Source organism: Acinetobacter sp. GRABPA_MV_2 (assembly GCF_056725885.1).
Genome location: NZ_JBWZNA010000006.1, coordinates 36,795 through 56,956, shown reverse-complemented (window position 1 = coordinate 56,956; position 20,162 = coordinate 36,795). Strand labels below are relative to the sequence as shown.

Annotated in this window: 17 protein-coding genes, 1 tRNA gene and 2 pseudogenes; 14 read left to right on the top strand and 6 right to left on the bottom strand. The window is 34.1% G+C overall.

Going from position 1 to position 20,162, the window contains the following annotated elements:
* Window positions 1-317: 317 nt before the first annotated feature.
* The 5 genes and pseudogenes from ACXM0J_RS07500 to ACXM0J_RS07480 all read left to right on the top strand — a co-directional run bounded on the left by ACXM0J_RS07500 (window position 318) and on the right by ACXM0J_RS07480 (window position 6,025).
* Window positions 318-854 carry a fimbrial protein gene (locus tag ACXM0J_RS07500; protein WP_438357832.1) on the top strand — a complete coding sequence of 179 codons (537 nt, stop codon included), beginning with the start codon at window positions 318-320 and terminating at the stop codon, window positions 852-854.
* Window positions 855-927: 73 nt separating this feature from the next.
* A complete protein-coding gene (locus ACXM0J_RS07495; RefSeq protein ID WP_086264531.1) occupies window positions 928-1,671 on the top strand; it encodes a fimbrial biogenesis chaperone in 744 nt (247 codons plus the stop codon).
* 55 nt (window positions 1,672-1,726) lie between these two features.
* Window positions 1,727-4,267 (top strand): fimbria/pilus outer membrane usher protein, encoded by a 2,541-nt coding sequence (locus ACXM0J_RS07490; protein ID WP_479750373.1) that lies wholly within the window; start codon window positions 1,727-1,729, stop codon window positions 4,265-4,267.
* Window positions 4,264-5,282 (top strand): annotated as a pseudogene (locus ACXM0J_RS07485) (fimbrial protein). Before ACXM0J_RS07490 ends, ACXM0J_RS07485 begins: the two are co-directional and overlap by 4 nt.
* 563 nt (window positions 5,283-5,845) lie before the next feature.
* Entirely contained in the window at window positions 5,846-6,025 is a 180-nt protein-coding gene (locus ACXM0J_RS07480; RefSeq protein WP_086264529.1) for a hypothetical protein, read from the top strand.
* Window positions 6,026-6,077: 52 nt separating this feature from the next.
* Here the strand turns inward: ACXM0J_RS07480 and ACXM0J_RS07475 are convergent, their stop codons facing one another.
* On the bottom strand, window positions 6,078-6,929 hold the full coding sequence (locus ACXM0J_RS07475; protein WP_086264528.1) for a LysR family transcriptional regulator: 852 nt from the start codon (window positions 6,927-6,929) through the stop codon (window positions 6,078-6,080).
* Between the two features lie 94 nt (window positions 6,930-7,023).
* On the opposite strand from ACXM0J_RS07475, the pseudogene ACXM0J_RS07470 reads away from it, so the two are divergent.
* From ACXM0J_RS07470 to ACXM0J_RS07460, 3 genes and pseudogenes are all read left to right on the top strand, one after another.
* A pseudogene (locus ACXM0J_RS07470) lies at window positions 7,024-7,954 on the top strand (DMT family transporter).
* 236 nt (window positions 7,955-8,190) lie between these two features.
* A complete protein-coding gene (locus ACXM0J_RS07465) occupies window positions 8,191-8,655 on the top strand; it encodes a hypothetical protein (protein WP_086264527.1) in 465 nt (154 codons plus the stop codon).
* Window positions 8,656-8,896: 241 nt separating this feature from the next.
* Window positions 8,897-10,312, top strand: a complete 1,416-nt coding sequence (locus ACXM0J_RS07460) for a purine-cytosine permease family protein (protein ID WP_086264526.1) — start codon at window positions 8,897-8,899, stop codon at window positions 10,310-10,312.
* A gap of 60 nt (window positions 10,313-10,372) precedes the next feature.
* On the opposite strand, the gene ACXM0J_RS07455 is transcribed toward ACXM0J_RS07460, so the two are convergent.
* The gene (locus ACXM0J_RS07455; RefSeq protein ID WP_086264525.1) at window positions 10,373-10,810 is read right to left on the bottom strand and encodes a PACE efflux transporter; all 438 of its coding nucleotides are present in this window, start codon (window positions 10,808-10,810) and stop codon (window positions 10,373-10,375) included.
* An 89-nt stretch (window positions 10,811-10,899) separates the two neighbouring features.
* Here ACXM0J_RS07455 and ACXM0J_RS07450 point away from each other — a divergent pair, with 89 nt between their 5' ends.
* A complete protein-coding gene (locus ACXM0J_RS07450; protein ID WP_086264524.1) occupies window positions 10,900-11,784 on the top strand; it encodes a LysR family transcriptional regulator in 885 nt (294 codons plus the stop codon).
* A 1,116-nt stretch (window positions 11,785-12,900) separates the two neighbouring features.
* Window positions 12,901-12,977: transfer RNA gene (locus ACXM0J_RS07445), tRNA-Ile, on the top strand.
* Window positions 12,978-13,143: 166 nt separating this feature from the next.
* Here ACXM0J_RS07445 and ACXM0J_RS07440 read toward each other — a convergent pair.
* Complete coding sequence (locus ACXM0J_RS07440) at window positions 13,144-14,007, bottom strand: heme oxygenase-like domain-containing protein (RefSeq protein WP_213034372.1); 864 nt, start codon at window positions 14,005-14,007, stop codon at window positions 13,144-13,146.
* 279 nt (window positions 14,008-14,286) lie between these two features.
* Between ACXM0J_RS07440 and ACXM0J_RS07435 the strand changes: the two genes are divergently transcribed.
* The 3 genes from ACXM0J_RS07435 (at window position 14,287) to ACXM0J_RS07425 (ending at window position 16,501) form a co-directional block, all read left to right on the top strand.
* Window positions 14,287-14,859 (top strand): TetR/AcrR family transcriptional regulator, encoded by a 573-nt coding sequence (locus ACXM0J_RS07435; RefSeq protein ID WP_086264522.1) that lies wholly within the window; start codon window positions 14,287-14,289, stop codon window positions 14,857-14,859.
* A 185-nt stretch (window positions 14,860-15,044) separates the two neighbouring features.
* Complete coding sequence (locus ACXM0J_RS07430) at window positions 15,045-15,590, top strand: 1-acyl-sn-glycerol-3-phosphate acyltransferase (RefSeq protein WP_086264521.1); 546 nt, start codon at window positions 15,045-15,047, stop codon at window positions 15,588-15,590.
* Between the two features lie 161 nt (window positions 15,591-15,751).
* Window positions 15,752-16,501, top strand: a complete 750-nt coding sequence (locus ACXM0J_RS07425; protein ID WP_057062671.1) for a YebC/PmpR family DNA-binding transcriptional regulator — start codon at window positions 15,752-15,754, stop codon at window positions 16,499-16,501.
* Between the two features lie 45 nt (window positions 16,502-16,546).
* Here ACXM0J_RS07425 and ACXM0J_RS07420 read toward each other — a convergent pair whose 3' ends face one another.
* The gene (locus ACXM0J_RS07420; protein WP_002050132.1) at window positions 16,547-17,017 is read right to left on the bottom strand and encodes an Lrp/AsnC family transcriptional regulator; all 471 of its coding nucleotides are present in this window, start codon (window positions 17,015-17,017) and stop codon (window positions 16,547-16,549) included.
* Window positions 17,018-17,361: 344 nt separating this feature from the next.
* Between ACXM0J_RS07420 and ACXM0J_RS07415 the strand changes: the two genes are divergently transcribed.
* Entirely contained in the window at window positions 17,362-18,675 is a 1,314-nt protein-coding gene (locus ACXM0J_RS07415) for a DcaP family trimeric outer membrane transporter (RefSeq protein ID WP_213034371.1), read from the top strand.
* Window positions 18,676-18,726: 51 nt separating this feature from the next.
* Here ACXM0J_RS07415 and ACXM0J_RS07410 read toward each other — a convergent pair whose 3' ends face one another.
* Both ACXM0J_RS07410 and ACXM0J_RS07405 read right to left on the bottom strand, forming a co-directional pair.
* Complete coding sequence (locus tag ACXM0J_RS07410; RefSeq protein ID WP_002114298.1) at window positions 18,727-19,470, bottom strand: amino acid ABC transporter ATP-binding protein; 744 nt, start codon at window positions 19,468-19,470, stop codon at window positions 18,727-18,729.
* A gap of 13 nt (window positions 19,471-19,483) precedes the next feature.
* The gene (locus ACXM0J_RS07405; protein ID WP_032062410.1) at window positions 19,484-20,161 is read right to left on the bottom strand and encodes an amino acid ABC transporter permease; all 678 of its coding nucleotides are present in this window, start codon (window positions 20,159-20,161) and stop codon (window positions 19,484-19,486) included.
* Window position 20,162: the final 1 nt, after the last annotated feature.

The window sequence follows — 20,162 nt, the reverse complement described above, 5'->3', positions numbered from 1 at the left end:
TAACTTATATAAAAATATTGGATTTTTTATTATCTTAAATATTTTAAAATTACATTAATTCATTAGAATACAATTACTTATATATTACTATTTTTTAAATTCTATTTTAAATAAAAACTAATTAGTTATTTCACCAAATGATAAAAAATAATTTTTTTAATTTTCATTAATAAAAACAATTAATCAAAATATATATAAATATAATGTTTTTCTTGTTTTTTGATTGAAAAATGATATATTTCATTCGCCTTACTTAATCAGAATAAACTTACTGAAAAGTAATGGATTTTATTTTAAAAAGCTATTCTGGGGATTTTATGAAAAAATTTATTTTGGTGGCGACAGTTTCTCTCTTAAATATAGCAAATACACAAGCAGCAGATGGCACAATTACTATTAATGGTCTTGTCACTGATAATACTTGTACTATTGATACTGGAGATAAAAATTTAACAATCAATTTGCCTACTGTTTCATCTCAAACCTTAAAAAATGCTGGTGATGTAGCTGGTCGCACCCCTTTTCAAATTAATTTAACGAATTGTGCCGCTGCAGGTAAAGTCGCAACTTATTTTGAACCAGGCGCAACCGTGGACTTTAATACGGGTCGTTTATTAAACCAAGCAACTTCTGGTGCAGCAACAAATGTGAATATTCAGTTACTTGGCAGCAATAACGCTGTAATTCCTGTACTTGCTACAGGGACAAATGAAACTCAAACGAATTCACAATGGGTAAATGTTTCAGCAGGCGGTAGTGCTGATCTTAACTATTATGCTGAATATTATGCTACAGGTGCCTCTACTGCTGGTACGGTAACATCGCAAGTAAAATACACGATTATTTATCAATAAAATTAAAATTGAAGCTTCTATTCATGAATAGAAGCTATTTCCTACCTATTATTTATTATTGAGAATATGACTGATGCTTTTTCGTGGTCGTAAATTTTTTTGGGGATTAGTTTGTCTGCAAGTAGCGCTAACTACTACAGGTCATACTGAAATTGTTTTACATGGCACACGTGTCATTTATCCTTCAAATGCCCGTGAGATCACATTACAACTGAGTAATAACGGCACGGCTCCGTCTCTTGTTCAAGCATGGATCGATGATGGAAATGCAAAGTCAACACCAGATGAAACAAATGTACCTTTCATTATTACGCCCCCAATTTCACGAGTAGAAGCAACTAAGGGACAAACTTTAAGAATTACAGCTTTACCTACTACGTCTCAACTAAATCAACAACAAGAATCTATTTTTTGGCTTAATGTTTTAGATATCCCTCCTAAACCCGAAGGAAAAACTCAACAAGACCAAAGCCTGCCAATTTCTAATAATTTTTTACAGCTCGCTGTTCGTTCACGAATTAAATTCTTTTATCGCCCTATAAATCTAAAAGAAAATATTGAACAGCTTAGTGAAAAAGTTCAATGGAAAATAAATGATCAATATCTAATGATAAAAAACCCGACACCATTCTTTCTTACTATCACTTCTATTTTTCAAGGAAGTGAGGGTCATAAAACAGACTTATTACAACAAGGCTTAATGATTGCCCCTTTTTCAGAGGATAAAATTAAACTAAAAAATAAAAACTTAGCAGATATGAGCTTTGTGTATATCAATGATTACGGTGGACGAGTTGAGCACCCAATAAAATTCTAACCTCATTGTATTACTTAAGAAGATTTAAAACCTATCATGAATAGGCTCTAGAACTATGTCTAAATGGTTTATACCTTATATATGTTTAAAAAGTCCCTTTACTTGGTATGTGGTCTCAAGTATTACGCTATTCATGCCTATGGCTATATATGCTGAAAATAATACTGACATTCCACATTTTACAAAGGCTGAATTTGATAGCAACTTCTTAGTCGGTAATGCACAAAAAATTGATATAGCTCGTTTCAAATATGGCAATCCTATCCTACCTGGTGAATATAGCTTAGATGTCTACGTTAATGGTCAATGGCTGGGTAAACGACGTATGCGATTTACTGCCTCAGCTCCTAACACAAATGCTGAAACATGTTTTACAGAAGCGATGCTCCTTGAATATGGAGTAAAAGCTGAGGTTCTGAATCAAAATGCTTCTACTTCCTCTGTTTCATGTAAAGCTATTGCTTCATGGATAGATAACGCTTCTTACATATTTGATAGTTCCCGTTTAAGAATAGATATTTCGATCCCACAAGTGGTTCTAGAAAAAAATGCACAGGGTTATATTGATCCACATCTGTGGGATAGAGGTATTAATGCAGCTTTTTTAAGCTATAACGCAACAGCATATCGAATAGTCAATCAACAACATGAAAATACATATGCTTTTATGGCAACGAATCTAGGAGCGAATTTAGCAAGTTGGCAGTTTCGCCATAATGGACAATGGAAATGGCAAAGCCAATCTAATTCTCAATCTAATAATTCTTTTTATACTTCGACAAATACATATGTGCAAAAGGCATTTCCCGATATTCACGGTGTTGTGACTTTAGGAGATCATTTTACTAATAGCGATTTTATTGACTCTTTGCCGTATCGTGGAATGAATATTTCAAGTGATGACCGAATGCTTCCAAATAGTATGCTCGGTTATGCTCCAAGAGTTCGAGGTTATGCAAAAACCAATGCAAAAGTCGAAGTTAGACAACAAGGTAATTTAATTTACCAGACTACAGTCCCACCAGGAAACTTTGAGATTAATGATCTTTATCCCACAGGATTTGGAGGTGAGTTACAAGTTTCGGTACTTGAATCTAATGGAGTAGTTCAAAAATATTCTATTCCATATGCTTCTGTCATTGAAATGCTGCGTCCTCAAATGAGTCGGTATTCATTCACCTTAGGACAATTTCGAGACCCAAACATTAAATTAACTCCATGGTTAATACAGGGTAAATATCAACGTGGAATCAACAATTACCTTACAACTTATAGCGCAATTCAAGGAACACAGCAGTATTTCTCTGTATTGTTAGGTACAGCTTTTTCAATGCCTGTTGGTGCTATTTCTTTTGATGCAACTCAATCAAATGCCAATTTTTCCCATCAAGCTAAAATGACAGGGCAAAGTTATCGTCTAAGTTACAATAAGTTATTTTCTCCAACGCATACTAACCTAACACTAGCAACTTATAGATATTCAACAGAAAACTATCTCAAGCTACGGGATGCAATTTTAATTCAAGACTTACAAAAGCAAAATATTGATAGTTTTTCGGTAGGTAAGCAAAAAAGTGAATTCCAGCTTAATTTAAATCAAGCTCTTCCAAACCAATGGGGAAATTTCTATTTAGTAGGTTCGTGGACAAACTATTGGAACCAGTCTAGTACTAATAAGCAATTCCAATTAGGTTATAGCAATCAATTTAAAGATTTAACTTATAGTTTTTCTGCAATTAATAGTGAAACTATTGAAGCTGGCGGGCGAACTGACCAAGATACTCAATACCTCATTTCTCTATCCTTTCCCTTAGATTTTAAGAAAAGCTCTTTAAATTTTAATAGTCTTCTAAATGAAGATAGCCAAATTTTGAGCTTTAGCGGTTTTACAGGAAGCCGTTTGAATTATGGTGCATCAATTTCCAGTCAAGACCGTGGTCAAACGAATCTTAATATCAATGCCAACTATAAGACAAACTACACAACATTAGGTGCTTCATTCAGTTACGCTGACTCATATCAACAAGAAATGCTTAACTTGAGTGGCAATATCGTTGCCCACTCCCAAGGAATTATGTTTGGGCCAGATCAAGCTCAAACAATGGTTTTAGTTTATGCACCAGATGCAACAGGAGCACAAGTCGGTAATACACCAGGACTCAGCATAAACAAAAAGGGATATGCGGTTATCCCCTATGTTACGCCTTACCGTATGAATGACATTAGCCTTGATCCGCAAAATATCTCTACACAGGTTGAGCTAGCGGAAAGTAGCTTACGTATTGCTCCCTATGCAGGCTCGATTACTAAAGTTCAATTCTCCACAAAAAAAGGTTATGCACTTTTTATTAGTGCCACAAGATTAGATAGCTCACATTTACCTTTTGCCGCACAGGTTTATAACCAAGATAACGAAGTAATAGGCATTGTTGCGCAAGGCAGCCGTATTTATTTAAGAACCCCGTTAACCCGTAACCACTTATATGTGAAATGGGGAGATAAGAGTACTGAAAAATGCGAAATTGAATACGACCTAACGGACCAAATAAAGCACAACAACCAATCAATTATTATGACAAAGGCAGTCTGTATATGAATAAGTTTTTAATAATAATTAGCTTTTTTGCATTAAGCCTATTTGCTTATAGCCACACACATGCAAATTGTAATTTAAGTAAGGGATTTACTACAGTCGATATTCCGATGGACATAGGTAAAATCGTCGTAAAACCAACTGACCCTATAGGAACTATATTACAAAGAAATACTTTTACAATATCCCCTAATAATTCAACTGCCACTTGTAATCGTGCTAGTGATCAAATTATTGCAGCTCTCCCTTTAAACTATCCTGTTAGTACTATAGGCAATAATGTCTATGCAACCAATATTCCTGGTATTGGCATTCGCCTTTATCGGGAGGCTGCAGATGCTTCAGATTTTTCTGGATATTATCCATATAGACGTACATTAACACCAAATACAGCATATACGCTTTCACCAGGGTATTTTGTTATGGAAGTCATTAAAACTGCCATGACCACAGGCTCAGGAGCATTAGTAGCAGGACGTTACAGTACCTATTATGTATCCGGTCAACAAAATCGCCCATTTTTAACAACTACTGTATTGAGTAACGCCCCTATTCTCATCGCCTCCTCCTCCTGTGAAATTCAAAATGGTGTAGATACACCAGTTCAACTTCCAACCGTGATGAAATCAGGCTTTCGAGCGATTGGGTCAACCCAAGGGGAACAGAATTTTAATCTATCGATCTTATGTAATGGGGGTGAAAACAACTCTGGTATCGCTACGAGCAATACGATCAGCTTAAGTTTTGATTATAATTCTGATATCTCCAATAATCAGGTGATTAACAACAGTGCTTCGAACTCAATCAAAGCTAACGGTGTGGGTGTTGAACTGTTATGGAATATGAATGGAGCAAATAAGCCGATTCAAAAAGCAACCAAACTCAATATAGGTAGTGTGAGTTCCAACCAACTATTGAATATGATATTCCTTTAACTGCCCGTTATTATCAGACCGCCACCAATGTGACCGCAGGTGAGGTTAAAGCCACAGCAACAGTGACTATTCAATATGATTAACTAATCCCAATACCATTTATGAAAAATACATAAGCTTAAACCTGCTAAAAAAGTTTAATCCTAATATTTTTAACAACTTTGTAGTTAAATTAAAAAATTCCATAAAAAAATGCTCATAAGCGAAAATAGCAAATGAGCATTAGTGATAACCACTTAACCTGAAATACAAATTGTGGGAAATAGATCACAATTTGCATAACTATAATTCCAAAATTTAGCTTAAAAATCAAGTCTTTTTTTTAACAAAAATTTAAATAGCTTTACTAAGGCTTTGTTTTACATAAATTAAAAAATGAATTTATTTTTTAAAGTCCTATTTTATAGTGTTTCTAAAGAATTATCATTCTATTAATTGATAAAAACTTAATTCTAAAAAAAAGAAATAATTAGGTTACATATCTTAATTAAAATTTTATTTATTTCAAACACTTAAACAAAATCAATAAAACTGTAATTTTAAAAAATTATAAAGAATTACATAATCTATAATAAAAAAAACATAAATAAATTTAGAAATCCCCTTCAATGACAAACAACATTCTTAGGCTTTATTAGAACGTAACATGCTCATTTTTTGGAAAATATTATGTATTATATTATTGAGTCTAGGAGCTACAAGTATAGGTTACGCAATCAGTAAAGTTGATCTTTTCCTTTTATTTATAGGCCTACTTTTATTACTATCATTTATCTTAGCTTTAAAACAAGCACGTGAAGATGCAGGTTTTTTTTCCGATAACTAGATGAAATCACTTTGATGAATAAGCCTCAATCTATTTGTTTATTAATTAAAAATTATATTTTAAAAGGTTCAAAACAGCTCACAAGAAAATCCATTACTACTCGTATGGCAGGACTATGTCGTAAATCTTCGTGTGTTACCAACCATATTTCAGCACTCATCGGATAATCATCGGGTAATTTAACTAAATTATTGAGCGGTCCCAAAAAATCAGGTAAGACGGCTAAACCCACTGCTCCACATGCAGCTCTCCACTGTAACTCTGGATGATTGGTAACCATTATAGGTTCTTTATGATTCAATCTTTCTTTCAACTTCTGCTGTTTTTGACCATGTACCCCTCCTACTTCCACACTAATCCATTCATAATTTTCAGGTCCTGTTGAAGCCAGATAATCTGGTGCCGCATATATTCCAAAAGGCACTTCTCCAACTTTGCGAGCAACTAAATTTTCATCTTTAGGACGTCCAAATCGTACCGCAATATCAGCCTCACTATGTTGTAAAGAAACATAATGAACATCGCCAAGCACCCGCAATTTTAATTGAGGATAATGACGATAAAATTTACCAAGATGAGGCATGATGAGATGTGCAGCAGTTAAGGGAGGCATACTAATAGAAACCATCCCCGTTACTTCTTGCTGACCAACCTGAGTTAAACGCTCAATAGAAAAAGTTTCTTCCATCATACGAGCAACTACCTGGGCAAGGCGTTCCCCATCAGGAGTTAGAATGTATGTCCGGGGCCTACGATCAACTAATTTAAGTTTTAAATTTTGTTCTAGCTGAGCAATTCGTCTAGACACAGTTGCATGGTCTACGCCCAATTTTCTGGCAGCAGCGGAAAGTGACTTTTCTTCGGTAAAAACTGAAAAGTAATGCAAATTTTCCCAATCAATCATTGTGCAAATTTTCACATTAGAAGTGTATTAATATGGAATTGTACACCTTTATAGATTTGCCGAGAATAAAACCTTTCTTAATGGGAGCCTGTCCATGAACAGAACGGTGGCTTATGCCTATGTTGGTGTTGTCTTAACAATGTTTTTTTGGGGATCAGCATTTAATGCAATGTCTTATATTATTCAACATATGCCCCCGTTATCTGCTGCGTCTGAACGCTTTTTAATTGCGAGTCTAGGCTTGCTAGTAATTTTTTCAATAACGGGTCAGCTTAGATGGACAGCCTTAAGGGAAAATCTTGTTATCTATCTTATTATTGGCGTTATCGGAATTGCGGGTTTCAACATTGGCTGTTTTTATGGCCTTCAAACCACATCAGCTGTTAACGGTGCTTTGATTATGGCAACTACGCCATTAATGACTCTATTAATGACAATCCTTTTAGATGGTGAAAAACTTACTACTAATAAATTCTTAGGCGTTTTATTCGGCTTAAGTGGCGTGTTACTGGTGATTAGTCAGGGACATATAACGACTTTACTGCACCTCAAAATAGACATTGGAGATCTATTTATATTATTGGGCGCATTTGGATTTTGTCTAGCAAATGTACTATCTCGCCGTTATGTAAAAAATGCCACCCCCCCTAGAAACAACAACTTTCTCTATGATGTTCGGGGCAATAACACTTGGTTTGTTGAGTGTTATATTTGAAGATCCTCTTACAGCAATTGCATCTGCCCCTATTAATGCGCACTTAGCTATGGGATATGTTGTTATCTGTTCTACCATGATTGCTTATCTATTCTGGTTTAATGGTATACAAAAGTTAGGTGCTGGTCGTGCTTCTGTCTTTTTTAACTTTGTGCCAGTGTTCAGTATGATAATTGCTCTACTTACTGGTCAAACCCTCAATATCTGGCAGTTGCTAGGAACAGTTTTAGTGATGCTTGGTGTTATGAGTAGCGGAGGATTTTTTAAAATTAAAAGCACTCCACTTATGATAAAACATTGTACAAAATAAGAAATATGCTGCTACATTAAAAATCTATTATTAATATGTAGCAGCATTTCCAAATGTAAAGATTATCTCTCAACATTTTTTTAAGTTCTTATATTTTCAAAATATTTTTTATATTTGTGATGATTTATACAAAAGCTCATCTTAATTATTCCGTTGTAACAAATACTGTATGTTTCTTTAAAACTTAATAAAAGATTGCCATATATAGTTTTAAAACAACTAAAGGAGATATTAAAATGAAGCTGGATTTTACAACAATTGAAAAGCAAGCCAAATTGCTACAAGAAGAGCAAGAAAAGATCGAGCAACGAGATCATGAATTTCAAGTTGCCTTAGATAAACACAGAGAATCCCTTAAGAATTTATTTAAAGAACTTTTCTCTGACAGAGAAATTAAGACAGAAAATGGAGGCCACTTCTGCGTAACCTTCGGAGATTTCAAAATTTCCTTATTGATTGAAACTGCTAAATTTGAAAATGGTGTTCCTGTAAAATTAAACTCCGTAAATCCTGTTATTATTAAATGCAAGAAAGATAAGCCGATTGCAAAAGCACAGTTTACAGATGCAACCCAATATCTAGATAACCATTTAGACACTCCAAATTATCAGTATTATTTTAAGCAAGAAGATAAGACCCAACTGGTACAATTTTCTGAACTTCCCACTTATTTCCAACTTGTTTTAGACGCAAACGCATAAAATCGAGCCCTCTTCAGAGGGCTTTTTTATATATTATTTTTTTATCATTTAACTTTCGAAAAATAAAATCAGTCAAATACTTTTTCTATTTATCTATGAATTATTTAACTCAATTTTAATATCCAATACTTCAAAAATATTTGATTCTTCTTAAAATTACTTGTATATACATGTTTATATTTGATTATACAAATATGAATAAATAAGAATAGGATGGCTCTTAAAGGATAAGGAGAGTGAAATGGACTCATCGGCTGGGAAACCTAATAGTAGTTTTATAGAAAACCGAAGCATCGACTTTATTCCTGAAAATGAAAGACATGGCGGAATATTTGCCCAATTCACCCTATGGTTTGGGGCTAACTTACAAATCACAGCCATTGTGACAGGCGCGCTAGCCGTTGTGTTAGGTGGGGATGTTTTTTGGTCTATTATTGGCTTATTAGTAGGACAATGTTTTGGTGCTGCCGTCATGGCACTACATGCTGCCCAAGGTCCTAAACTTGGTCTGCCTCAAATGATTTCAAGCCGTGTGCAATTTGGGGTTTATGGCGCGTGCATTCCAATCATACTCGTTTGCCTTATGTATATTGGCTTTACCGCAACTGGAGAGGTATTAGCGGGTAAAGCAATTGCACATTTAGCACATGTCAGCAATACAACTGGCATCTTAATTTATGCAAGTTTAATCATTTTATTCGCAACGATTGGATACCGTTTAATCCATTTGGTAGGTAAAGTAGCCAGTATTATTGGTTTGATTGCTTTTGTGATTATTTTGACTCAGATCTTAGCACTTTCTGATTTTTCTGAGCTCTTAGCAGTACGTCATTTCAGCTGGTCTTCATTCTTATTAGCAGTTTCCCTTTCTGCTTCTTGGCAAATCTCTTTTGGTCCCTATGTTGCAGACTATTCTCGCTATCTGCCAACTAAAACATCTTCATCTCGTGTTTTTTGGGCAGTGGGCTTAGGTTCTTTAATTGGCTCACAAATTTCTATGAGCTTAGGCGTTTTAATCGCTCAAGTTGCAAACGGCAATTTTGTCGGAAATGAAGTTCAATATGTTGTTGGTATGAACCCAATTGCCCTTGTCGTAACCTTTCTATATTTTAGTATTGCTTTTGGGAAAGTTACTCTGACGACCTTAAATGCCTATGGTAGTTTTATGTGTATTGCTACGATTTGGAATAGTTTCAAATCAACAAATCAAATCTCAAAAATAACAAGATTACTGATTGTCCTTGCTATGGTTGTAGTCTCGACCTTTATTGCAATTATAGGTGAACATACTTTTTTAAGCGCCTTTAAAGCATTTATTTTGTTTTTGCTTACCTTTTTTATTCCGTGGAGTGCCATTAATCTTGTTGATTACTACTTTATCTCTAAAGAAGAATGTGATGTAGATGCGCTCTATGATCCAAATGGTAAGTATGGACGTTGGAATCGGATTGGTATTACCTGCTACTTTCTAGGTATTTTGATTCAACTACCATTTATTGATAGTAAATTTTATACGGGTCAAATTGCGGCAATGCTAGGAGGAATCGATTTATCGTGGCTCGTAGGCCTTATCTCAACTGCTTTAATTTATTATATTTTCGCCAAGAAAGCTCAATTAAAATTTTCAAAACAGTTAGCTATTGATCAAATCAAATAATGAAGCTAGATAAGCTATCAAAGTCGATCACCTTGTTAGCTTATTAAAATGATTTTACAGTTATTCTGGTAGCGCTTTAGCCTGCGCCGAAATAGGCAATCCAAATAACTTATCAAAGCTCCAATTAAATATAAAAGTATAGATAGGGATAATGATAATAAAGGCCACATCTAACCAAAAAGCAGCAATGAGGGAAATATCCATCCACCATGAAATAAGCGGAATTAAAAACAGAACCAAAGTAAGTTGAAAACCGATGGCATGTCCAACTCTACGCTTAACTGTACGGATATGACTGCTTTGTTTAGCTTCCCATTTCTCATATAAAATATTGTAGATAAAATTCCAAGTCACAGCGATGGTCGTAATCATGACAGATAGTGGCCCTGTATGTTCAACACTATCACCTGCCAAAATCGCTAACCCTACTGATGAAATAATCATGCCGATTATCTCATAGGAAGAAACATATACAATTCGACGTTTTATACCTTGCATAATCAACAAACTCTGCTTCATTCCTTATATTTTAATTTCAGTTAAAATCATATATAAAGTTAATAGCTTTCAGTTCAGCTGATATCAAAATGAATTTTAACAGTGAAAATATTGAACTTTTCATAACTGTACTTGATACAGGTTCTTTCTCTGCGGCCGCTCGTAAACTCAATCGAGTCCCCTCAGCGGTAAGTATGGCCATTGCTAATTTAGAAGCAGAATTGGGTTACATATTATTTGAACGGACTCCTCGGAAGGTCATTCCAACCGCTACCGCATTAGCTTTGGAACCGCAAGCACGAATTATCTCTGAACAACTTAGGCTATTTAGCAATCATGCACATGAACTTTCCTTAGGACTTGAAAGTAAATTGCGTATTGGCGTTGTTTCTGATGTAAATACAAAATTATTGTTTTCTTGTATAAAGAAATTAGCCGATAAATTCCCTTTACTGAATATAGAGATTATTACTGCACCTCAAGACGACATTGTTAATTTACTTTATACGGAGCAAATCAGTCTTTGCTTAGCAGGTTCAGATCTCAATATAAAAATGCGTGAAAATCTACAATTAGTCATGACTGAAACAGTGGCGGCTACGATTTCTTCTAGCCACGCTCTTCTACAAGATAAATCAAAACAGTTTTCTATTGAAGAATTAATCAATATTAGACAAATTGTTGTGGCGAGTAGTGAACATGAAATGAAAGATCCCCGTTCAATTATTGGTGCAATGTATTGGAAAACCAATAGTCTACAAACAGCAATTAATATGGTTGAAGCGGGACTCGGTTGGGGAAATTTTCCGTTATCATTAGTACAAGATAAAATCGATCAAGGTCACTTAGTCCTTTTAGATTTTAAAAATACAAAAAATCATTTACCTCTATCTATTTATTTAATTTGGCTCCAAGACCGCCCTTTACCTAAAGCAGCTAGAGAGTTAATTCAAATTATTCAAGAAAATTTATAGGATAGTTCTTAAAGTCTAAAGCTTTTTTATAGGTTTAATTCTTGTTAAATCTATTTTATTTAAAGCTTAAGCTTATTACTCTGTACCATATCTCTAAATACTACCAAAAACAAAAAGCCTACTTAGAAAGTAGGCCTCTTGTTGTATTTCAGGATTAAGCAATAATATTTTATTTTGTAAAAAATACACTTATACTTTATTAAAACCAAGTGTTTTAGTCAAGAATAAAATTTATAGGATACAAACATTTATATTATTGTGAAGACAATCACAATTTAAGTTTTATATATAAAATACTGAGAAGAAGAAAAGATATTTTAATCATAAAAATTTTTATTTTTGTCCTTAATAACTTCTTTTTTAGAAAAACACAACAAACACATTAAGAAAAAGTATTATATTTTAATTAAATTTATTTATCTCTCACAATACTGAAAACTGTTTATTTACTATTTTTATATTTCATCATTAAAGTTGTTAACGTTATATCTCAATGTTTACTTTTTATTAACTTAAATTTAAATTTCATACCTACTCTAAAAATTAATAATACCATTATTCTTAAGTCATTTAGACCTATTAATTTATTTTTTACTACATATAGACTAGAATTCCATTAAGAGAATTCTTACAACAATTATTTTTCGAAAGATATACTTAAAAAGACAATCTACTATATATCTAAAGCTTAATTACAATATTAAAATATAGAAAATTTTATATAGTATTTTTAATCTACATTTGTATTTATCTTAAATAAGTTTTTCTAATTTCATAATTTCAAAACATTCAAACAATGCACCTACACATCCTGCTCATATTTTAAACAAAATATATTTTATATAAATTAGTGGTTCAAATTACAAATACAATTACATCAACATGTCGATAAACTGTTGGAATAAGTTCTAATTGATCGATAAATAACTTAGTCTACTTTACTCTTGAAGTATAGATAAGCTAGAATCCCTATCGTTTGAAATATTAACCAATATAACACAATATTTTTGGGTTTACTTTGAGCCTATTTCAGAAAATGTCTTGTGTTTAATTAAAAAATTGATTAGTATTGCACGCACTGAAAAGGCTTGAGATTAAAAGCTTTTCTGACTTATAGGGCCTATAGCTCAGTTGGTTAGAGCAGCGGACTCATAATCCGTTGGTCCACAGTTCAAGTCTGTGTGGGCCCACCAAATACGAACCCCATAAATTAAAAATTTATGGGGTTTTTTATATGTTCGAATAGAATATTCTATACCGATATACAAAATTCTCAAAAATTAAATTTTATTTTATCTCTAAATTTTAGATGTTTTAAAGCACATTCCCGTTTCTTGCTAAATATACACATTTCATCTATTAAGCTAAGATTTGTTTTCGCATAGGTTTAGAATTTTCTAATTGAGTATCCCAAAACTTTTCCCATAAATCACAATACTCTAAGCATAGTTTCTCAATATAGTTGTAATCTGCTTCTGTACAAGCTTGCATCAACACATACCATAAATCTTCTTCATGATCATCGTCTGCTGCTTCAGCACTTTCATCCTCAGAGATACCATGTACATGATAATAACCACCACCTTCCACATCCAGACCAACTGCTTTAGTTGCTCTACGTAGAGGTGGGCTATATAGAATCACCTCTTCTTCTGCAACTGCTAATAAGGCTGAAACTGCTTTGTAGTCATCATAAGTATTTTCTAAAAATACCCTAACCTGATCTGCAATTTTACTCGGGTGATAATTTTGGCGATCTTGTTCAGTGATACCAAAATCATTCAATATATCTTCAAATAAAGGATAATGAGCATATTCAGGATTTCCCTGATAGTAACCGTCTTTGTCTAAGCCTGGACGAAATCCAAACTCATCAAAAATATTTAAACTCAACAGAAAACGCGGAAACATTTTTGCACCAGCATGCAATCTCGGTTCCAATTGTTTTGTTTGAAATTGGGCCATGAGCAATGCATCAGTAAAAGTTTGTACAATTGCATGACGATACTCTAAGTGAATTTTTTTTAAGTCTTCTTTATTAATTTCGCCGTTATTTAAAGTATCAATTGCCGGATGATGGGATACTGGATGTTTAGCAATTTTTGCTCTTAAGTGGGTTAAAAAGTTTAAATTTTTTTCCCATAGTTCTACTGAAATGCTTTGCTTCATCCCTGCGAGTGCTTTCTTTCTAGGATTATTAAAATTCTCAAATTTCTTAGGCATATCCGCTCTCATTAAACTTATTGAAGCATGATCGATTTTTACATATTTTATTATAAAAACAATGACTTAAATTAATATTTAAACTTATTCCATCATCAATTCATATTAGAATTAAAATGGTACGAAATCAAATAAAAAATTTAAAAAAAACTTCAATTAATGATAATCATTATCACAATCTCAACTTGAATCAAATTCACTTTTTCATTATCATAATTTGTATTAAAAATTTAATATTTTAGATTAAGTTATAATTAGTTTTAACTATATGGAATAGTAATGTCAAAAAAAGAAGATATTATAAATACTGCTTTAAATTTATTTAATCAGATTGGTTACAATGCTACTGGCGTTGACCGTATTATTGCCGAATCAAATGTTGCAAAAATGACTTTCTATAAATATTTCCCTTCAAAGGAAAATTTAATTATGGAATGTTTGCAACATCGAAATATAAATATCCAAAACTCTATCAATGAACAGTTGAGTTTGCATCAAGATGCTACTCCGCTACAACAAATTCATATTATTTTTAATTGGTATATTGAATGGATCAATAGCGAAACATTTAATGGATGTTTATTTAAAAAGGCATTTATTGAAGTATCCAAACAATATACTTCAATTCGCGAACCATTTTATGAATATACAAAATGGTTGACTAATTTATTACATGAAAAACTTACTCAATTAGGCATAGAAAACCCAACTCCCCTTGTTCATATCATTATTTCTATTATTGATGGAATGATTATTGATGGGACGACAGATAAAAACCTTATTAACCCAGAAAAAATTTGGAAATATATTGAATATTTAATTAATGAAGAGATACCACAGCCAGTATCTTAACTTTAAAATTATCTAGGTTTATTACTTAAGACTAAGTTTGAGAAAAATAAAAAAAGAACTTTTTAATTATTTTATAATTTAGATAACCCTTAACTTTTGTGCTCTACTTTAGCTTTCATAATTTTTCTAGGCTTTTTTACAAACTCATATTAGAATCCTGAAAATTTCTCACCTTGCACTGATGTATGAAAAAATTTTTAGCTAACTCTATCTTTAAAGCCGTTGGTTGGACCTACAATGTAGACCCAAAAATTCTTGAGAAAAAACAAGTTATTATTGGCTTTGAACATACATCAAATCTAGATGCAGTGTTATCGATTGCCCTCTTCCAAATTTTAGACATCAAAATTCATACCTTAATAAAGAAAGAACTCTTTAAGGGCCCACTTAAGCCCCTTCTAGAAAAACTTGGTGGTATTCCAGTTGACCGAAAAGCAAGTAAAGATATCGTTTCACAAATGGTTGAACAGTTTCAAACTCATGAAACTTTTAACTTGGTGATTGCTCCTGAAGCTACACGTGCCAAAGATGGCTCTGAACGTAAACCTATCCGCACAGGTTTTTGGCATATTGCAAAAGCAGCCAATGTTCCTATTGTTTTAATGTATGCGAATGCTCGAAGTAAACAAGGTGGGATTTTAGGTAAAATTTACCCGACTGATTTACAAAAAGACTTGGAAACTATTAAAGAGTTATATGCTCAATTTGACATAGATGTCAAAATTAGCTAAATCAAATTGGACTTGATTTGACCTAATCTCAATCATTAGGTTTTAAGCTTATTGTTGTTATTCAATTGGCTAACAAAACGCAGGGCAACAGTTTTCAACAAAACCAAGCCTATGCTAATATTCTAGCACTTTTGCATTTTCTTTTTTTGGAGTTCACGTCCATGGCGGGTCATTCTAAATGGGCCAATATTAAGCATCGTAAAGCTAAACAAGATGCAAGTCGCGGTAAAGTTTTTACTAAATATATTCGTGAAATTGTGACTGCTGCCAAACTTGGTGGTGGAGATCCTGCTAGCAACCCTCGTCTGCGTGCAGTAGTTGAAAAAGCTCTCTCAGTTAATATGACACGTGACACCATTAACCGTGCAATCCAACGTGGTGCTGGTGGTGAAGATAATGATGATTTAAAAGAAGTAACTTACGAAGGTTATGGGGTTGGCGGTGTTGCTGTTCTTGTTGAAACAATGACAGATAACTTGAACCGTACAGTTCCCGATGTACGTCACTGTTTCAGTAAAACAAATGGTAACTTAGGAACTGCGGGTTCTGTATCTTATCTATTTACTAAACGTGGTGAGATTACTTTTGAAGATGTTTCTTTAGAAGATAAAATCATGGAAGTTGCTTTAGAAGCTGGGGCTGAAGATATTGAAGTTTCAGAAGATGAAATTTTAGTAATCACCTCACCTGAGACTTTCGGTGAAGTTCAGGATGCTCTTGCTGCTGCTGGTTTAAAATCTGATAACGCAGAAGTTGTGATGAGTCCATCCACAAAAGCTGAAATTACAGATGTTGATCAAGCAAAACAAATTCTTAAAATGATTGATATGTTTGAAGATCTTGACGATGTACAAAACGTTTATACTAACGTTGAATTCTCGGATGAGGTTTTGGCTCAACTTGATGCTTAAATCAAACATTTGAATCAAAGAAAACGCACCATTTGGTGCGTTTTTTTATAGCTTGTTGAGCAAGTTATAGCAATTAAATACATTATATTCTTTAATGACAAAACTAGAATGTAAAGCAACGACATTGTCGATTTTTCCAATACGTCTTAATAAAATTTCACTGTAGTCATCCATGTTGCGTGCTACAAGCTCCAAAATAAAATCTGCACTTTGACCTGTGACTAAGAATGCGTTTGTTACTTCTGGAATTGCCTCTATTTCAGACAAAAACTTATCAAATGTTTCGCTATCATGTTTGCTCAATGAAACTTGCAATAAAATATGTAAAGTAAAACCAAGCTTACTAAAATTAATTTCCCTTTTGAGCTGCCCCATGATGTTGGCTTCAATCAGGTGCTTAATACGGCGATGTACAGAACTGACTGACAGATTGATCCGTTCTGAAAGTTCATTCAAATTTAAGTCTTCATGAGACAAAATTTCTAGAATTTGTTTATCAAAACGATCTAACTCCACTCTTATCTCCAGCCAGAATTTCACAGTAAAGACAGTATAACCCTATACCATCACCTCTGCATTGAAAATACAGAGGTTTATAGACAGCAAAACTCTTTTTCTTTTATAGAGCTTAATTCTTTTATGCCTTTTAAACGTGCAAGTAGTGTCAGGGACGGTTCATTTTAGAGAGTCAGTTTATGCTTAAATCTGATTTATCTATTCAGAATCCTTATTCTCACTACCATTTAAGGCTAAAAAGGAAGTAATCATCAAAAATTGACTATTTTTAAAGCTTCGTAAAGTTGGCATCATTTTTGTTATGTATTTGCAGGAAAATTTTTATCCATGTCGGGGGAGTTCCTGTGAATAAGATCAAAACACTAGTGTTAGCAATGAGTTCTTTCGGTGTAATGAGCGTGACGATGCCTGTGCATGCCGCTACAGATGCTGAAGTTAACGCCTTACGTGATGAAGTAAAGGAGTTAAAACAACTCGTTCAGAAACTATCTGATCAACAAAAAACAGCTTTAACTGTCACTGCTCCAGCAACAAGTCCCGCACTACCTGCCACCCCTACACCACCTGCATCAAAACCAGGTTGGATGGCTATGGTCGATGGACAAACTCAAGTCAAGCTTTATGGTAGTGTTCGCGCAGATGCAACCTATGACTTTAAAGGTTCAAATGGCAGTATTTCAAATGGTGCCAATTATCCACTGAATAAAGATGACCCTAAACAAGACTCACTAAATGTATCTGCAGCAACTTCACGAATTGGCTTAGATATTACTCGTCCAACTCAATATGGAGATTTAACAGGTAAAATTGAAGCCGATTTCATGGGTGGGAATGGAGATAATGGCAATGGTACTTTCCGTGTTCGCCATGCCTATATGTCCTTAGGAAAATGGTTAGCTGGTCAAACAACCTCACCGTTTGTAAACACAGATACCTCACCAGAAACTGTAGATTTTAATGGTGCTATTGGTACAGGCACTACACGGACAGTACAGGTTAGGTACACTCAGCCAATTAATGCACAACAGAAAATATTAGTTGCCTTAGAAGGTGGGGATGTTGAAAAAGCTGGTAATGCTGCCGGTGGAAGCCGTTTTCCTGCTTTAACAGCACGATATGATTTCAAAACTACGAATAACAAAGGCCTATTACAGTTGCATGGTCTTGCCCATGAAAACCGTGTGGCTCCAAAAGATAGTGCTTCAGAAGAAAAATTTGGTTGGGGTGTCGGTGTTGGTGGTAAATATGATTTAACGCCTCAAGATAGTGTGGTTGCTAATTACTATCATGTTAAAGGTGATGGTCGTTATTTACTTTATAGCAATTCAGCTTATAACTATGACACAACAACACAAGATATTAATTTAGGAGAATTCGATAGCGCAGTAATTGGATATCAACGTAAATGGAGCCCTATTCTACGTTCTACTTTTGCTGTAGGTGGTATTCAATATAAAGATGATAATGTCTATGCAAATAGCAATTTAACCAATACTAGCTATAACAAAGAAATTTATAACGCTTTAGTCAATTTAATCTGGAACCCAGTTAAAAATATTGATTTAGGAGCCGAATATACTTACGGTCAACGTGAAACTTTTGCGGGTGACAAGGGGGATTATTCACGTATCAACCTGCTAGCAAAGTATAGTTTCTAAAAATTAGATATAAAAAAAGAGCCTTTAATGGCTCTTTTTTTATTAGGGTTATTAGTGCATCGCCTGAATTTTTTCTAAGAAAAGTTTAGCACGCTCATGACGAGCTTCTAAATTATCAAAGAATTCATGGGTTGGGCAGTCTTCTAAAATTTTACCTTCATCCATAAAAATTAAACGGTTAGATACTCTTTTAGCAAAGCCCATTTCATGAGTAACACACATCATGGTCATGCCTTCATGTGCGAGCTGCACCATAACTTCAAGAACCTCACCGACCATTTCTGGGTCAAGTGCTGAAGTTGGTTCATCAAACAACATACAGATTGGGTCCATAGACAAACCACGAGCAATCGCTACACGTTGCTGCTGACCACCCGACAACTGCCCCGGAAATTTATCTTTATGAGCAAGTAAGCCTACACGCTCTAAATATTTCAGACCTTTTGCACGAGCATCTGCAACTGAACGCTTTAACACTTTAACTTGAGCAATCGTCAAATTTTCCAAAACAGTCATGTGCGGAAAAAGTTCAAAGTGCTGAAAGACCATTCCCACTCGTGAACGGAATTTAGCTAGATCTGTTTTTGGATCTTTAAGCGAAATCCCATCAACAATAATGTCACCTTGTTGAAATGGTTCTAGAGCATTTACTGTTTTAATGAGTGTTGATTTTCCTGAACCAGATGGTCCACAAACAACAACGACATCACCTTTTTCAATACTCGTCGTGCAATCTGTTAAAACTTGAAAATCACCATACCATTTAGAGATATGTTGGATGTCTATCATTGGCATTTAAAATCTCCAATTAGCGAATGATGGCAATTTTTTGCTGTAAGCGTTTGACTAATTGCGACAGCACAAACGAGCTACAGAAATACACTACAGCGACGATTAAATAGAATGTTGCTTTAGTTTCAGGTCCATAAGTATTAGCTAATGTATCTGCACGACCTAAAAAGTCTGGTGCACTAATCACATAAACTAACGATACATCCTGAAACAGAATAATGGTTTGAGTTAACAATACCGGAAGCATGTTGCGAAAGGCTTGAGGTAAAACCACGTAGCGCATTGATTGACCATAGGTAAAACCAAGCGCGTAGCCTGCATGTACCTGACCTTTTGAAATAGACTGAATTCCAGAACGTACAATTTCCGAAAAAAATGCAGCTTCAAAAATAGCAAAAGTTACAACGCTCGAAAATAGCGGCCCCCAATAGGTATCAGATTGAAACTCAAATATTTTTGGCAACAAAAAGTAGAAAATAAAGATCACCTGAATCAGTGGAATACCACGAAACAGATCAACATAAAATTTTGCAAAATTACTTGCGATGGCATTGCTAGATAAACGCATCATTGCCAATGGGGTTCCAATTAGGATACCGCCCATCATTGCTAATACCGTTACGGTAAGCGTAAAAATGAAACCTTCTTTGAGTGCTGCGATCACGTCAGGGTTTTGTAATAAAGAAAAATCCATG

Coding starts and splice junctions, on each gene's coding strand:
- ACXM0J_RS07410 (WP_002114298.1), bottom strand. CDS start 19,470: ATGCCAATGATAGACATCCAACATATCTCTAAATGGTATGGTGATTTT.
- ACXM0J_RS07435 (WP_086264522.1), top strand. CDS start 14,287: ATGTCAAAAAAAGAAGATATTATAAATACTGCTTTAAATTTATTTAAT.
- ACXM0J_RS07495 (WP_086264531.1), top strand. CDS start 928: ATGCTTTTTCGTGGTCGTAAATTTTTTTGGGGATTAGTTTGTCTGCAA.
- ACXM0J_RS07430 (WP_086264521.1), top strand. CDS start 15,045: ATGAAAAAATTTTTAGCTAACTCTATCTTTAAAGCCGTTGGTTGGACC.
- ACXM0J_RS07450 (WP_086264524.1), top strand. CDS start 10,900: ATGAATTTTAACAGTGAAAATATTGAACTTTTCATAACTGTACTTGAT.
- ACXM0J_RS07440 (WP_213034372.1), bottom strand. CDS start 14,007: ATGCCTAAGAAATTTGAGAATTTTAATAATCCTAGAAAGAAAGCACTC.
- ACXM0J_RS07425 (WP_057062671.1), top strand. CDS start 15,752: ATGGCGGGTCATTCTAAATGGGCCAATATTAAGCATCGTAAAGCTAAA.
- ACXM0J_RS07460 (WP_086264526.1), top strand. CDS start 8,897: ATGGACTCATCGGCTGGGAAACCTAATAGTAGTTTTATAGAAAACCGA.
- ACXM0J_RS07455 (WP_086264525.1), bottom strand. CDS start 10,810: ATGCAAGGTATAAAACGTCGAATTGTATATGTTTCTTCCTATGAGATA.
- ACXM0J_RS07490 (WP_479750373.1), top strand. CDS start 1,727: ATGTCTAAATGGTTTATACCTTATATATGTTTAAAAAGTCCCTTTACT.
- ACXM0J_RS07475 (WP_086264528.1), bottom strand. CDS start 6,929: ATGATTGATTGGGAAAATTTGCATTACTTTTCAGTTTTTACCGAAGAA.
- ACXM0J_RS07480 (WP_086264529.1), top strand. CDS start 5,846: ATGCTCATTTTTTGGAAAATATTATGTATTATATTATTGAGTCTAGGA.
- ACXM0J_RS07500 (WP_438357832.1), top strand. CDS start 318: ATGAAAAAATTTATTTTGGTGGCGACAGTTTCTCTCTTAAATATAGCA.
- ACXM0J_RS07465 (WP_086264527.1), top strand. CDS start 8,191: ATGAAGCTGGATTTTACAACAATTGAAAAGCAAGCCAAATTGCTACAA.
- ACXM0J_RS07405 (WP_032062410.1), bottom strand. CDS start 20,161: ATGGATTTTTCTTTATTACAAAACCCTGACGTGATCGCAGCACTCAAA.